This is a genomic window from Serratia fonticola, from assembly GCF_001006005.1.
Classification (GTDB): Bacteria; Pseudomonadota; Gammaproteobacteria; order Enterobacterales; family Enterobacteriaceae; genus Chania; species Chania fonticola.
The window spans coordinates 1,869,057-1,883,563 of record NZ_CP011254.1 but is presented as its reverse complement, the minus strand read 5'-3'; the positions used below and the strand labels follow the sequence as shown (position 1 = coordinate 1,883,563).

Annotated in this window: 12 protein-coding genes; 5 read left to right on the top strand and 7 right to left on the bottom strand. The window is 56.2% G+C overall.

From position 1 onward, the window contains the following. Positions 1–206 precede the first annotated feature (206 nt). The 6 genes from WN53_RS08315 to WN53_RS28605 all read right to left on the bottom strand — a co-directional run bounded on the left by WN53_RS08315 (position 207) and on the right by WN53_RS28605 (position 7,055). Positions 207–1,553 carry an esterase-like activity of phytase family protein gene (locus tag WN53_RS08315; protein WP_024483251.1) on the bottom strand — a complete coding sequence of 449 codons (1,347 nt, stop codon included), beginning with the start codon at positions 1,551–1,553 and terminating at the stop codon, positions 207–209. Positions 1,554–1,719: 166 nt separating this feature from the next. Further along, positions 1,720–2,898: a D-xylose utilization transcriptional activator XylR gene (gene xylR / locus WN53_RS08310; RefSeq protein WP_024483252.1), complete on the bottom strand. Its 1,179-nt coding sequence runs from the start codon at positions 2,896–2,898 to the stop codon at positions 1,720–1,722. Positions 2,899–2,949: 51 nt separating this feature from the next. Then, positions 2,950–4,134 (bottom strand): xylose ABC transporter permease XylH, encoded by a 1,185-nt coding sequence (xylH, locus tag WN53_RS08305; RefSeq protein WP_024483253.1) that lies wholly within the window; start codon positions 4,132–4,134, stop codon positions 2,950–2,952. Further along, positions 4,112–5,653, bottom strand: coding sequence for a xylose ABC transporter ATP-binding protein (locus tag WN53_RS08300; protein ID WP_024483254.1), 1,542 nt, complete (start codon positions 5,651–5,653; stop codon positions 4,112–4,114). Before WN53_RS08300 ends, xylH begins: the two co-directional genes overlap by 23 nt. Positions 5,654–5,681: 28 nt before the next feature. Further along, on the bottom strand, positions 5,682–6,677 hold the full coding sequence (gene xylF, locus WN53_RS08295; protein ID WP_024483255.1) for a D-xylose ABC transporter substrate-binding protein: 996 nt from the start codon (positions 6,675–6,677) through the stop codon (positions 5,682–5,684). Positions 6,678–6,812: 135 nt separating this feature from the next. Next, positions 6,813–7,055 carry a hypothetical protein gene (locus WN53_RS28605; protein ID WP_152526572.1) on the bottom strand — a complete coding sequence of 81 codons (243 nt, stop codon included), beginning with the start codon at positions 7,053–7,055 and terminating at the stop codon, positions 6,813–6,815. Between WN53_RS28605 and xylA the strand changes: the two genes are divergently transcribed. From xylA to WN53_RS08275, 4 genes are all read left to right on the top strand, one after another. Next, positions 7,054–8,373 (top strand): xylose isomerase, encoded by a 1,320-nt coding sequence (gene xylA, locus WN53_RS08290; protein WP_024483256.1) that lies wholly within the window; start codon positions 7,054–7,056, stop codon positions 8,371–8,373. The two genes, WN53_RS28605 and xylA, sit on opposite strands and share 2 nt — an antisense overlap. Before the next feature lie 51 nt (positions 8,374–8,424). Next, a complete protein-coding gene (gene xylB / locus WN53_RS08285) occupies positions 8,425–9,876 on the top strand; it encodes a xylulokinase (protein ID WP_024483257.1) in 1,452 nt (483 codons plus the stop codon). A gap of 157 nt (positions 9,877–10,033) precedes the next feature. Continuing rightward, positions 10,034–10,591, top strand: a complete 558-nt coding sequence (locus WN53_RS08280) for a cysteine hydrolase family protein (protein WP_024483258.1) — start codon at positions 10,034–10,036, stop codon at positions 10,589–10,591. A gap of 309 nt (positions 10,592–10,900) precedes the next feature. Then, positions 10,901–11,818: a GlxA family transcriptional regulator gene (locus WN53_RS08275; protein ID WP_024483259.1), complete on the top strand. Its 918-nt coding sequence runs from the start codon at positions 10,901–10,903 to the stop codon at positions 11,816–11,818. Here the strand turns inward: WN53_RS08275 and WN53_RS08270 are convergent. Then, positions 11,815–12,807: an acyltransferase gene (locus tag WN53_RS08270; protein ID WP_024483260.1), complete on the bottom strand. Its 993-nt coding sequence runs from the start codon at positions 12,805–12,807 to the stop codon at positions 11,815–11,817. The two genes, WN53_RS08275 and WN53_RS08270, sit on opposite strands and share 4 nt — an antisense overlap. A 354-nt stretch (positions 12,808–13,161) precedes the next feature. On the opposite strand from WN53_RS08270, the gene WN53_RS08265 reads away from it, so the two are divergent. After that, positions 13,162–14,394 (top strand): MFS transporter, encoded by a 1,233-nt coding sequence (locus WN53_RS08265; RefSeq protein WP_024483261.1) that lies wholly within the window; start codon positions 13,162–13,164, stop codon positions 14,392–14,394. Positions 14,395–14,507: the final 113 nt, after the last annotated feature.

Below are 14,507 nucleotides of genomic sequence, written 5' to 3'. Positions count from 1 at the left end.
GTAAAACGCCCAGAGCAGACTACCAGAAAGCCAACCTGAAGCGGCAAGATTGAAAGTAACGTTTTATTAATATGCTTACCTGAAAATGACCGTGTCCTATATCTACTATGCTCCTCAAAAAGCGGGGTCGCTTAACGTATTTCTTCATCATCGGAATAAAAAAGCCCCCACCCAATTAGGAGAAGGCTTGGCGATAAAGGAGAATTTTACGGCTGTAGTAGGGCTTTAACATCCAACAAAATAAATTCGTTATCGTCTGCCACGTTGGGTTCGCGGCTGGAAGAGAACGGGAAGTTATTGTCGTTCCCCACGATAATATGGCTGCCATCCACCACATCGACATTCTCGATAGTGAAGAACGGGAAGGTCAGCACGCCGTTATTCAGCGGTTTACGCGCCAGCTTCTGCGGATCCTGAATGTTCAGCAAATCGATATACGCCAGTTTTTCTACCGGTTTGCCGACGTTGGCATCGGAAAACGCTATTTTGTAGACCCGTTTGAATTTGGCGATCTGGCTGAAGCAGTTATCCGTTGGCGCGCCTGCCGCACAGGCTTTATCGGCGATGCCTTCACCATTATCACGTTCGATCACCAGCCCATGATTGGCGTCGATCATATTGAAATCACCGATGGCGTTCTGATTATCTTCCAAAACGTACTGCCAGCTGCGGCCAGTCCATGCCTGCTGTTTGACGTCAAACTCCAGCACCCGCAGGTAGCGTTTGCCCGCCACGTTCTCAAACTGTTCGCCGTCCCACAGCGCCCCCTCCAGCAGGGGATATAGCTTGCTGCCATCCGGTGATACCGCCATTCCTTCAAAGCCCTTGGAGCGCGCGACCTGGAAGTTCTGCTTGCCGTCCGGCGCACCTGGCAGCGTCAGCGTCGGGTTATCCGGCGATTTCACTACCTTGCCGTCAACCTGGGTATCAAACACCGCCAGCACCTTGCCGTTCAGATCCGCTTTAATCAGGTAAGGGCCAAATTCATCGCCGATCCATAGGGCATCGTCGGCAAACTGGAAGCTTTCCGGGTCGAAATCGCTGCCGGTCAGGTAACGCTTGTCGGTGCTTTCATTGACGATATGGAACGGGACCTTTTTATCGGGATCGTGCAGGAACAGCGTTTTTAGCGGCGTTACCGTGCCTTCCTTGAAATCGATACGGTAATGGTTGAGATACAGCATGGCGTCCTGCGAGTTGGCTTTACTGCCAAAGCCGTTATCGGTCAGCACCCAGTAGGTGCCATCCGGCATGTGTTTGATGCCGGAATGCCCCTGCAACGGCTGGCCATTGATGGGTAGCCCGATGCCGGTCAGCCGATCGGCAGATTTTCCCGCTACGCTGCCCAGTTCGGTGATGCGTTTGCCGCTGGTGTATTTACCGCTCTGTTGCAGATCGGTTGGCGCATCCTGGGGAGCCGTGACGCTGGACTTCACCGGTAATACGGCGTGCCCGGCCAGCACGGCGGGAACTTCCTGAGCCTGCGCCCATAGCGTGGTGCTAAATGCCAAGCAACTGGCCAACAGTGCCAGGCGGGACGGTAATTTATGCATATTATGAATTCCCTGGTGATGGTTTTGCCCAAAGGTAAAAAGCAACGCCACTATAGGGAGCCGTAATGACAGAAATATTATGTGCCGCGTGACACCTTGTCAGCCCCTCCCTAATACCAGGTGGGCGCAGCATGCAGCGCCCCTACGTTTTGAGCCAGCGGGACGTTCAATAGCCGACCTCCCCAAAACGATCGCGGCACTCTTTGGGCGTCATGTCATAGCCTTTCTTGAACACCGAATAGAAGTATTGCAACGATGGGTAGCCACACATCTGGGAAATTTCGTTGATGGGTAACGAAGTCGCGGTGAGTAAATTGCGGGCGCGATCGAGCTTCTCTTGGTGGATGGCGTTATGGATCGTCTGGCCGGTTTCATCCTTGAAGCGTTTTTCCAGATTGGAACGGGACATTCCCACCGCATCCAGTACCTGCTCCACCTTGATCCCCTTGCAGGCATGGTAACGGATATAGTGCATGGCCTGGATCACCGCTGGGTCGCGCAGTGAACGGAAATCGGTGGACCGCCGTTCAATCACCTTCACCGGCGGCACCAGAATACGCTGTAGCGGCAGTTCGCGCTGATCAAGCAGTTGATGCAACAGCTTGGCGGCACGATAGCCCATCTGGCGTGTCCCCTGCACCACCGACGACAACGCCACGCGTGAGAGGTAACGCGTCAACTCTTCGTTATCGATGCCAATCACACAGAGCTTTTCCGGCACTGGAATATCCAGGTGCTCGCACACCTGTAACAGGTGGCGCGCCCGCGCATCGGTAACGGCTATAATCCCGGTCTGCTGGGGCAAGGTCTGCACCCAGTCAGCCAGGCGGTTCTGGGCGTATTGCCAGTTCTCCGGCGCGGTTTCCATCCCTTGATACACCACCCCTTGATACTGTTCCGCCGCCACCAACTGGCGGAAAGCCTGTTCACGCTCCTGCGCCCAGCGCTTACCCCCCTCCACCGGCAGGCCATAGAACGCAAAGCGGTTCAGCCCTTTTTCTTTCAGGTGCATAAACGCTGCTTCCACCAGCGCATGGTTATCGGTGGCGATGTAATGCACTGGCGGGTAATCCGCCTCCCGATGATAAGAGCCCCCGACGCCAACCAGCGGCACCTGGACGTTGCGCAACAGCTGCTCAATATTCCGATCGTCGAAATCGGCGATCACGCCGTCCCCCAGCCAGTCCTTGATATTATCGATTCGGCAGCGAAAATCCTCTTCGATAAAGATATCCCAATCGCTTTGCGACGCCTGTAAATACTCCCCAACGCCCTCCACTACCTGGCGGTCATACACTTTATTGGCGTTGAACAGCAGCGTAATACGGTAGCGCTTCTTAAACATGGGGGCTCCCCAGTAATAAATACGGTCACAGCTACAAGTGTGAAGCCGCGCCTAGACACGGCGTTTGGTCGCGGAATCCATCCACACCGCCAGCAGCAGGATCGCGCCTTTGACGATATATTGCCAGAACGTCGGCACGTCCAACATACTCATGCCGTTATCCAATGAGGCCATGATAAACGCCCCCATCACCGCTCCCGCCACGCTACCGATCCCCCCCGCCAGGCTGGTGCCACCGATCACGCAGGCGGCGATAGCATCCAGCTCGGCAATGTTACCGGCAGAAGGCGAACCGGCCCCCAGGCGCGAACTGAGGATCAGCCCGGCAATCGCCACCATCAGGCCGTTGATGGCAAACACCGCCAGCTTGGTACGCTCAACGTTAACCCCGGAAAGCCGCGCGGCATCGATATTACCGCCGATGGCATAAATGCGACGGCCAAAGGCGGTACGCGACGCCATAAAGATCCCAGCCAGCATCAATGCGGTCAGGATCAGCACCGGCGTTGGCACCCCACGATAGTCGTTCAGCAGGTATATTGCCCCTAATACCAGGATTGCCATAATGCTCTGCCGGGTGACATCGCCGCTCGCTGCCGCCACCGGCAAGCCCAGTTGCGTACGTCTACTACGCCGCCGCCACTGCCAGGCCACAAACAGCATCAGGCCGATAGCGCCAATGCTAAACCCCACTCCGTTGGGCAGGTAGCTCTGGCCAATCTGTGACATGGCATTGCTGGTAGGTGACACGGTGGTGCCATTGGTAATGCCGATCAGAATGCCGCGAAACGCCAACATCCCCGCCAGAGTGACGATAAACGAAGGGACTTTACGATAGGCTACCCACCAGCCATTCCACGCCCCCAGTAACAGCCCCGCCAACAGCGTGACCGCAATGGTCAACGGCAGCGGCCAGCCGAACCAGACGTCAAATATCGCCGCCACGCCCCCCAACAGCCCCATCATTGAGCCAACGGAAAGGTCGATCTCCGCCGAAATAATCACGAACACCATGCCCACCGCCAGAATGCCGGTGATCGCCGTCTGGCGCAGCAGGTTGGAGATATTACGGGCGCTGAGATAGGCCCCTTCGGTGGTAAAGGTAAAGAACAGCATGATGACGGCGATCGCCGCCAGCATCACGAACACCTGCAGGTTGACGGTTTTCAGCCCGAACGGCGGCTTTTTCGCCCCCACTGGCGGCAGGCTGGCTTCAGATTGCGTGCTTTTCAACATGTGTTTCACTCCTTAAGGCCGCTTCCATTACCTGTTCCTGGGTCAGATCGCGGTTCACCAGATCGGCTTTAATCTGCCCCTGGTGCATCACCAATACCCGATCGCTTAACCCCAGCACCTCCGGCAATTCGGAGGACACCACAATCACCGCGAGCCCCCGCTGTGCCAATTGATTGATTAATTTGTAAATCTCTTGCTTGGCACCGATATCAATGCCGCGCGTTGGCTCATCCAGAATGAGGATTTGCGGGTTCAGCAACAGGCACTTCGCCAGGATGGCTTTCTGCTGGTTACCCCCGCTGAGACGGGCAATAGCCAGCTCCGCAGAAGACGTTTTTACCCGTAACCGTGCCAGCGATTGTTGGATAGTCGCCTGCTCCTGCGCATCATCTAGCACCGTCAATGCGCCACTGAAATCCCCCAACGCCGCCAACGTGATGTTGGCCCCCACGCCCATCACCGGCACGATGCCGTCGCGCTTGCGGTCTTCTGGCACCATGGCGATGCCATATCGCATTGCCTCGCGGCAGTTGGTGATGGTGGCGGCCTGCCCTGCGATGGTGATATTGCCCTGCCAACGCCCCGCATAGGCGCCAAACAGGCACTGCATGGTTTCGGTACGCCCGGAGCCAACCAGCCCGGCCACGCCGAGGATCTCCCCACGCCGCAAAGTAAAAGACACATTATCGGCCCGGCGGATATGCCGGTTGACCGGGTGCCAGGCAGTGAGGTTTTCCACCTGCAGGACCACCTCACCGATGGTATGGGGTTCCTGCGGATACAGCTCGGTCAGTTCACGGCCAACCATCATGGCGATGATATCGTCCTCACTCATCTCCGCCGCAGGCCGGGTGCCAATGTGCTTGCCATCGCGGATCACGCAGATAAAGTCCGAGATCGCTTTCACCTCGTTGAGCTTGTGCGAAATATAGATACAGGCGATCCCGTGATCGCGCAGATCCGCAATGATCGCCAGCAACGTGGCGGTTTCACTTTCGGTCAATGAGGCGGTGGGCTCATCGAGTACCAGCAGGCGCACCTGTTTGTTCAAGGCCTTGGCGATCTCTACCAGTTGCTGTTGGCCCAACCCCAGTTCACCCACGCGGGTATTGGGGTCAACCTCCAGCTTGACCTGCGCCAGCATGCGCTGGCAGCGCAGGTACATGTTGTCGTAATCCATCACCCCATAGCGGCCCCACTCGTTGCCGAGAAACAGGTTCTCCAGCACCGTCATCTGCTTCACCAGGGCCAATTCCTGGTGAATGATGGCGATGCCTTTCTGCTCGGTGTCGCGAATGGTTTTCGCCGTAACGATCTCGCCCGAAAAATAAATATCGCCCTGATAACTGCCGTGCGGATATATTCCGCACAGCACTTTCATCAAGGTGGATTTTCCTGAGCCATTTTCACCGCACAAGGATAATACCTGCCCTGCCTCCAAGTGCAGGCTGACATTATCCACGGCTTTCACTGCGCCGAATTGTTTAGTGATATTTCGCATTTCTAACAGGCAGGGCATTATTCATTCCCCCCAGATGGCATGGTCATTAATTAAGGTCCGATTGCTTATGGAAACCATCGGCAATAATCGTACTCTCGATATTCGTTTTATCCACCTGTACCGGGGTTAATAGCCAGGCCGAAACCTCTTTACTGCCATTATTTAATTTGGCGTTGGACTTGGGTTGTTCCCCTTTGCCCAGCTGCACGGCGATATCCGCCGCTTCGTCGGCCAGTTTGCTGATCGGTTTATAGACCGTCATGGTCTGGGTGCCCGCTACGATGCGTTTTACCGCTGCCAGATCGGCGTCCTGGCCAGAGATCGCCACCTTGCCCGCCAGCCCTTGCGCAGCGAGTGCCTGAATGGCTCCACCGGCGGTAGCATCGTTGGAGGCCACGACCGCATCGATATGGTTATTGTTGGCCGTCAGAGCGTTTTCCATAATCTTCAGCGCGTTTTCCGGCAGCCAGCCGTCGGCCCACTGATCGCCCACCACTTTGATCTTGCCGCTGTCGATCAGCGGTTGCAGCACGGTCATCTGCCCCTTGCGGAACAGCTTGGCGTTATTATCCACCGGCGAGCCGCCCATCAGAAAGTAGTTGCCCTGCGGCACGCGCTGCACCAGGCTTTCCGCCTGCATCTCACCCACTTTCTCATTATCAAACGAGATGTAGAAATCGATATCGGCATTGTTGATCATGCGGTCATAGGCCAGGACCTTGATGCCTTCACGTTTCGCCTCGCGGATCACGTTGCTCAGCACCTGGCCGTTATAAGGGATGATCACCAGGACATCGACGCCACGATTGATCATATTCTCGATCTGCGCCATTTGGGTTTCTTCATTGCCGTTGGCCGACTGAACAAACACATCGGCCCCCAGGGCGTTGGCTTTCTTGACAAAAATATCGCGGTCTTTTTGCCAACGCTCCAGACGCAGGTCGTCGATGGCCATCCCGATTTTAATCTGTTGGCTGTAGCCCGGTTGGCTGGCCAGTAGCAGCAGTGCGCAAGCAGAAAGCAAGAGTGGTTTGAATTTCATTTTATAACCCTTGAGTTGTGTAGGGAAATAGTTATCCGTACGCTTTCAAACGGCAAAATTGAAAGGTGACGAGATAAAACACGAAACTTCCAGTGGATTGTTGTCGCTTATGCGGTGTTCAGCAATTACAGATTTTCACCAGTGAATTACGGTTTTTGGTTTAATGTTGATTTTATGATGGCGGTCATGTTTTAAACCTGTGAAATAACCCGCGGCCAGTAAAACCGGCCCTTCGTTGAATAATGAGATCCCGCGCACATTTAATAATTCTGTGAATTTAAGAGTGAAATAACGTAATTGAGCATTCCACCACTTACTCCGAAGATGAGCGCATCCCGCATCCTTTTCGCCGGGCACCGCTACCAAGGAGTCACTCATGCAATCCTATTTTGATCAGCTTGAACAGGTTCGTTACGAAGGCACCAGCAGCAATAACCCGTTGGCTTTCCGCCACTACAACCCCGATGAAATCATCCTCGGCAAGCGTATGGCCGATCACCTGCGCTTCGCCGCCTGCTACTGGCACACCTTCTGCTGGAACGGGGCAGACATGTTCGGCATTGGGGCCTTCGATCGCCCTTGGCAACAGCCGGGCGAAGCGCTGGAGCTGGCTAAACGCAAGGCCGATGTAGCATTCGAGTTTTTCCATAAGCTGAACGTGCCTTATTACTGCTTCCACGATATCGACGTATCACCGGAAGGGGCCACGCTAAAAGAGTATCTGAACAACTTCGCAATCATGACCGACGTGCTGGCAGAGAAGCAGCAAAGCAGCGGCGTGAAGCTGCTGTGGGGCACCGCCAACTGCTTCACCCATCCACGTTACGGTGCCGGGGCAGCGACCAACCCGGATCCGGAAGTTTTCAGTTGGGCAGCAACTCAGGTGTTCACGGCCATGAATGCCACCCACAAACTGGGCGGTGAAAACTATGTGCTGTGGGGCGGGCGTGAAGGCTATGAAACCCTGCTCAATACCGATCTGCGTCAGGAGCGTGAACAGATTGGCCGCTTTATGCAGATGGTGGTTGAACACAAACATAAGATCGGCTTCCAGGGAACGCTGCTGATCGAGCCAAAACCCCAGGAGCCGACCAAACATCAGTACGATTACGACGTCGCCACCGTTTACGGTTTCCTTAAACAGTTCGGCCTGGAAAAAGAGATCAAGGTGAACATCGAGGCCAACCACGCTACGCTGGCCGGGCATTCGTTCCACCACGAGATCGCCACCGCCATCGCGCTAGGGATTTTCGGCTCGGTCGATGCCAACCGGGGCGATCCACAGCTAGGTTGGGATACCGATCAGTTCCCGAACAGCGTGGAAGAAAACGCGCTGGTGATGTTCGAAATCCTCAAGGCTGGCGGCTTCACTACCGGCGGGCTGAACTTCGATTCCAAGGTGCGCCGCCAAAGTACCGACAAATATGATCTGTTCTACGGCCATATCGGCGCTATGGACACCATGGCGCTGGCGCTGAAAGTGGCCGCCCGCATGATCGAGGATGGCCAGCTACATCAGCAGGTTGCCAAACGCTATGCCGGTTGGAACGGCGAGCTGGGCCAACAGATCCTGCAAGGGAAACTGTCGCTCGAAGCGCTGGCACAGCACGCCGAGCAACAGGTGCTGGCCCCACAACATGCCAGCGGGCATCAGGAAAAGCTGGAGAATCTGGTTAACCGCTACCTGTTCGGCTAACTCTCTACGGCGCGGTGGGTCCGCTCAGCGCGCTTCAAAGGATCCGTGCTCATGTACATTGGAATCGATCTCGGTACTTCCGGCGTGAAAGTCATCCTGCTAGGCGAGCAAGGCCAACTGCTGGCCAGCCAGAGTGAACCACTGCCCATCTCACGCCCCCATCCCCTATGGTCTGAACAAGACCCGCAAGATTGGTGGCAAGCCACCGACCGTGCCATGTTGTCATTGGCCAAACAGCATAGTCTGCAACAGGTCAAAGCCATTGGCCTGACCGGGCAAATGCATGGCGCAACCTTATTGGATAAACAGCAGCGGGTATTACGCCCGGCCATCCTGTGGAACGATGGCCGCAGCTTTGCACAATGCCAGGCACTAGAACAAACCGTACCCAACTCACGTGAAATCACCGGCAACCTGATGATGCCCGGCTTCACCGCCCCCAAACTATTGTGGGTCAAGGAGCACGAGCCACAGATTTTCCAGCAGATCGATAAGGTGTTATTGCCGAAGGATTACCTGCGCTGGTGCATCACCGGCGAGTTTGCCAGCGATATGTCCGATGCCGCAGGGACAATGTGGCTGAACGTCGCCAAACGTGACTGGAGCGATGCCATGCTTGATGCCTGCGAGCTGACGCGTGAGCAGATGCCTGCGCTGTTTGAGGGTAACCAGATCACCGGGCAAGTGCATAGCGAACTGGCCCAACGTTGGGGGATGGCACCGGTGCCGGTGGTGGCCGGTGGGGGTGACAATGCCGCCGGGGCGATCGGCGTCGGGCTGTATCAGGCCGGGCAGGCGATGCTGTCACTGGGTACCTCTGGCGTCTACTTCGCCGTCAGCGACGGTTTCCTCAGTAACCCGGCCAGCGCGGTGCACAGCTTCTGCCATGCGCTGCCGCAGACCTGGCACCTGATGTCGGTGATGCTCAGCGCGGCGTCCTGCCTGGACTGGGCCTGCCAGTTAACCAATGTCGACAGTGTTGCCACCCTGCTGCGTAACGTTGAGCAGGCTGCTCCTGCTGAAACGCCGCTGTGGTTCTTGCCCTATCTTTCCGGCGAACGTACGCCGCACAACAACCCGAATGCCAAAGGGGCCTTCTGGGGCTTCACTCATCAACATGGGCCGAACGATCTCGCACGAGCGGTGTTGGAAGGGGTGGGCTTTGCACTGGCGGATGGCATGGACGTGCTGCATGCCAGCGGCCTGCAACCCACGGCTATCACCTTAATTGGCGGTGGTGCACGCAGCCCGTTCTGGCGTCAGATGCTGGCAGATATTAGCGGCCAGCGGCTGGAATACCGCACCGGCGGCGACGTTGGCCCGGCATTGGGTGCCGCGCGTCTGGCGCAGATTGCGCTGAACCCTGGGGTACCTTTGAGCACCCTACTGCCTGAATTGCCGTTAGAGCAGGTGCATGAGCCGGATGCAGAACGACATCAATATTATGTCGCTCAGCGCCACACCTTCCGCGAACTTTACCGCTGCCTGCAGCCGCTGATGTAATCCCCTCCCTAACCACATATAACCCCTCTCAATCGATGAGGGGTTTACCACCCCTCAACGCTGGTCCGCTATTGCCATAATGATGGCCGTTTTTGGCCTTCTTTCTGGACTACCGCAAGCGCAGTATGGTCTTACACCAAATTGAGGAGGGCCGAAAATGTCACGTAGCGCACTATTGATCATCGATGTTCAACAATCCTTTCAGCATCGTCCGTTCTGGCAGGAAGACGACCTGCCGGTGTTTCAACAGGCGCTGACGCGCCTGATCACAGGTTGCCAGCAGCAAGGGGTGCCGCTGGTCGACGTGTTCCATGTCTCGCCTGAGGGGCCGTTCTCTTTGGCGTCTGGGTATGTGAAACGCCTGCCGTTTCTGAGCCATCAGGCTGACGTAACGGTGCAAAAGCGAGTGCACAATGCGCTGACTGAATCTGGCCTGGATGCCTGGCTGCGCGAACGCCAGGTCGACCATCTGATTATCAGCGGCATTCGCACCGAGCAATGCTGTGAAACCACCACCCGCGTCGCCTCGGATCTGGGCTATAAAGTGACGTTTGTGACCGAAGCCACGCTCACTTTCCCGATGCATCATCCGGACGGCAGCCTCTTTACCCCCGAGCAGTTAAAGCGGCATACTGAAACCGTGCTGGTCGACCGCTTTGCCACCATTGCCAGCGTCGATGAAGCATTGGCGCAACTTTTACATGCTCAAAGCTAATGCCCGAACCTGTTGCTGATTTTTTTGGGGCTAGCGTTTTGTCAGTCATCCGGCCACTGTGTTTTCCCCTCACCCCAACCCTCTCCCACAGGGAGAGGGAGCTGGTACGGTGTTGTATTCAGGTACGGGAGCTAACCTGTAGCCCGTTAAATTTCTCGGAGTAGAAGTCAGGAGCGGGAGTAAAGTTGTGGCACGTTCGGTCCCCTCTCCCTACGGGAGAGGGTTAGGGTGAGGGGCGATCACTGAACCAAAGCCATACCTCACACCATACACATGACTACGCATTTCTTTGCCTAACAGGATGGTGTTATGCCCAAGGCCGTTTACTTTCTGATGCTCCCCAACGTGCTGTTACTGGATGTCAGCGGCCCGGCAGAGGTATTGCGGCTTGCCGGACAGTTCCAACTGCACTATGTCAGCCCAGTGCCGCAAGTGACCTGTTCTATCGGCATGACGATCGGCCAGCTAGCTCCCTTACCGCAACGATGGAACGAAGGGGATATTCTGGTGATACCGGGGGTGGCGGACTCTACGCATTACTTTGCTACTGAGGAAGCGGCTCTGGCGCGCAATTGGCTCCGGGCATTGCGCCCGGCTTTGGCCCAGCGGCAGATTAACCTGGTTTGCGTCTGTTCCGGCGCGCTGTTAGCCGCCCAGGCAGGCTTGCTCGACGGCTATCATTGCACCACTCACCACGCCGTAATCGACCGTCTGCGCCAGCAGGCACCGGCCGCGCTGGTGAAGGAAAACCGCATTTTTGTTGAGGATCGTGGGGTGTTTACCAGCGCGGGCATTACCGCCGGTATCGATCTGGCGCTGCACCTGGTCAATCAATACTGTGGGGCTGACCGTGCGCTGGAGGTTGCCCGTGAGATGGTGGTTTATTTCCGCCGCTCTGGCGACGATCCGCAGCTTTCCCCGTGGTTACGCTATCGCAATCATCTGCATCCTGCCGTGCATCGGGCTCAGGATGTCATGGCCGCTGAGCCGGAGGCCGAGTGGTCGGTCCCCCAGGTGGCGGAGAAAGCCCACGTCAGCAGCCGCCATCTGGCCCGGCTGTTCCGTCTGCATATCGGCCTCAGCGTGCGGGAATATCATGAACAACTGCGGCTGGCGGTCGCACAGCAACGGCTGCAGCAGGGCTACGGCCTGGAAAAAGCCGCGCTAACCGCGGGCTTCTCCTCTGGCCGCCAACTGCGGCGGGCACAGCAGCGCTGGCAGGCTTAAGACACCAGCCGCCGGGTATCCACTTTCTGTAACCCCATCGACAGCAGCAGGCTCACGCCAAGCGCCATGCCAAACACCCAGAAGATATCCAGCAGCGGGTAGGCCGGAAACTCCCAGTGGCGGTTACGCATCACGTTAACGATCAGGGCGTGAAAACCGTAGATCGCCAGCGAATGACGGGAGATCACGCCTAACCAGCCGATTGGGTTCGGCAGGCAGTTTTTACACCACACCAGCAGCGAGACCGCCGCCACAAATACCAAGGGGCCGGTGTACATATAAAACGTATCGGCAAAGCTGCCGTTGATAAACATCTGGCTTTTGGTGCCACGGATAATCAGGACCACGCTAGCGACAAAGCACAGCACCGCCAACAGGCTCATACCGCGCCGTTGGGTCGCCATCATGCCAATTGCTCGCCCTGCCAAGGCATACAGCAGGTAATAGAAGGTATCGCCATAGATGTACAGGTTCACCGGCAGTAGCTGGACATTATCCAGGGTCAGCTTGCTGGTATTAGGGTTGGCGATAATCGCCAGAATGACAATCACCCCGGCCAGATAGCGGCCAGAGACCGGTTTGACGCTGATCAGCGGCGAAAGCAGGTAGACCACCGCAATGGCGTAAAAGAACCACAGGTGATAAAACACCGGCTTTTGCAGGATGGCGCGCAACGAGGGCCAAAAGCCGATACGGGTAAAGCAGGCAATATAAATCAGGGCAATGGCGCTGTAGAACAAAATACAGCAGGTAATGCGGATAAAGTGTTTTTGGTTGGCACTGCGCTCACCAAAAAACAGAAAGCCGGAAATCATAAAGAACAGCGGCACCGAAGCCCGTGAAATCGAGTTCAATACGTTAGCCATATCCCAGTTATGTTCGCCCACTGCCACACCGTTGGCGACGTAGTAGGTGGTAGCGTGGATCATCACCACCATCATGCACGCCAGCGCACGCAAGTTATCTATCCAACCAATTTTATTGCTCATTGCTGCCCGTCAGTTGCCTATAATTCTGTCATATACCCTATGGATTTCGAGCTGCAGCTAGGCGCCCAGCTATCTCATCCCCAGGAGCTTACTTTAGTAAGTGACTGGGGTGAGATAGTGCAGGTAACAACGCTGCAGTTTGAAAGACGACGGGTATAGAGAAATGTTAATCAGAGGTTATAGCTCAGGGGGTCGCAGCACAACGCTTAAACGCGCTATTAAGAATGAGCCTAAAATCACCTTATGATTGCCAAGGTGAACAATTGGCGGCAAAATAGCCGCCACAACTCGCTCAGTTTGCGCATCCCCGCCCTGACAGTTCCTTATTTCTTCTTTGCTATCAGTAATATAAAAATGAAAACATCATTACCCCCTGCGGCACTTTTAGGCCGACAGGCGCTTTTATTCCCACTTTGTCTGGTGCTATTCGAATTCGCGACCTATATCGCTAACGATATGATCCAGCCCGGTATGCTGGCGGTCGTGGCCGATTTCAATGCCGGCGTGGAGTGGGTGCCCACCTCAATGACCGCCTATCTGGCTGGCGGTATTTTCCTGCAGTGGCTGCTTGGCCCGCTGTCAGATCGCCGTGGCCGCCGCCCGGTGATGCTGGCCGGGGTGCTGTTCTTTATCGTCACCTGCCTGGCCATTCTGCTGGTCACCAATATCGAACAGTTTATCGTGATGCGCTTCCTGCAAGGGATTGGCCTGTGCTTTATCGGTGCGGTGGGCTACGCCACCATTCAGGAGTCCTTTGAAGAGGCGACATGTATCAAGATCACTGCGCTGATGGCTAACGTGGCGTTGATCGCCCCGCTGCTGGGGCCGTTGGCCGGGGCCGCCTGGGTTCACGTTGCCTCCTGGCAGAGCATGTTTGTGTTGTTTGCCGCCCTGGCCGCGATTGCCTTTGTTGGCCTGTGGAAAGCCATGCCTGAAACCGCCACGCTGCAAGGGGAAGCCTTCTCGGCGGCCAACCTGTGGCGCGACTATCGTCAGGTATTGGTCAATCGGCGCTTTATCTGTGGCTCATTGGCTATCGGCTTTGCCAGCCTGCCGCTGTTGGCCTGGATTGCCCAGTCTCCGGTGATCCTGATTAAGGGTGAGTCGCTCTCGGCGCTGGACTATGGCCTGTTGCAGATCCCGGTATTTGGCGCGCTGATCCTCGGCAACCTGACGCTGGCTCGCATCACCGGCAAACTCAGTATTGAGCGCCCGATCAAGCTGGGCGCATGGCCGATGCTGCTGGGCCTGCTGCTCGCCGCGCTGGCCACGGTATTTTCCGCCCACGCCTACCTGTGGATGACCGCCGGGTTGAGCCTCTATGCTTACGGCATTGGTTTGGCGAACGCCGGTCTGTATCGCCTGACGCTGTTTTCCAGCAACGTGAGCAAAGGTGCCGTTTCGGCCGTGATGGGCATGCTAAGCATGTCGGTGTTTACCATCGGGATCGAGCTGGCCAAGGTGGCCTACGTTTGGGGCGGTAACGGATTATTCAGCCTGTTCAATCTGGTCAGTGGCCTGTGCTGGCTGACGCTGACGGCGATGTTCCTCAGCAAACACCGTGGTGGTGCCACTCTCGCTACGTAGGGGCGCCGCATGCTGCGCCCACTTAACTTACTGATTAAACTTAAATAATTAACGTATTCGTCCAGAGCTAATCCTTTGATTATCTGAACGGGCGCAGCATGCAGCGCCCCAAC

Excerpts from the sequence above, each read along its gene's own strand:
- WN53_RS08280 (WP_024483258.1), top strand. The coding sequence starts at position 10,034 with ATGTCACGTAGCGCACTATTGATCATCGATGTTCAACAATCCTTTCAG.
- WN53_RS08270 (WP_024483260.1), bottom strand. The coding sequence starts at position 12,807 with ATGAGCAATAAAATTGGTTGGATAGATAACTTGCGTGCGCTGGCGTGC.
- WN53_RS28605 (WP_152526572.1), bottom strand. The coding sequence starts at position 7,055 with ATGAGTGACTCCTTGGTAGCGGTGCCCGGCGAAAAGGATGCGGGATGC.
- WN53_RS08275 (WP_024483259.1), top strand. The coding sequence starts at position 10,901 with ATGCCCAAGGCCGTTTACTTTCTGATGCTCCCCAACGTGCTGTTACTG.
- xylB (WP_024483257.1), top strand. The coding sequence starts at position 8,425 with ATGTACATTGGAATCGATCTCGGTACTTCCGGCGTGAAAGTCATCCTG.
- WN53_RS08315 (WP_024483251.1), bottom strand. The coding sequence starts at position 1,553 with ATGCATAAATTACCGTCCCGCCTGGCACTGTTGGCCAGTTGCTTGGCA.
- xylR (WP_024483252.1), bottom strand. The coding sequence starts at position 2,898 with ATGTTTAAGAAGCGCTACCGTATTACGCTGCTGTTCAACGCCAATAAA.
- WN53_RS08265 (WP_024483261.1), top strand. The coding sequence starts at position 13,162 with ATGAAAACATCATTACCCCCTGCGGCACTTTTAGGCCGACAGGCGCTT.
- xylA (WP_024483256.1), top strand. The coding sequence starts at position 7,054 with ATGCAATCCTATTTTGATCAGCTTGAACAGGTTCGTTACGAAGGCACC.
- xylH (WP_024483253.1), bottom strand. The coding sequence starts at position 4,134 with ATGTTGAAAAGCACGCAATCTGAAGCCAGCCTGCCGCCAGTGGGGGCG.
- xylF (WP_024483255.1), bottom strand. The coding sequence starts at position 6,677 with ATGAAATTCAAACCACTCTTGCTTTCTGCTTGCGCACTGCTGCTACTG.
- WN53_RS08300 (WP_024483254.1), bottom strand. The coding sequence starts at position 5,653 with ATGCCCTGCCTGTTAGAAATGCGAAATATCACTAAACAATTCGGCGCA.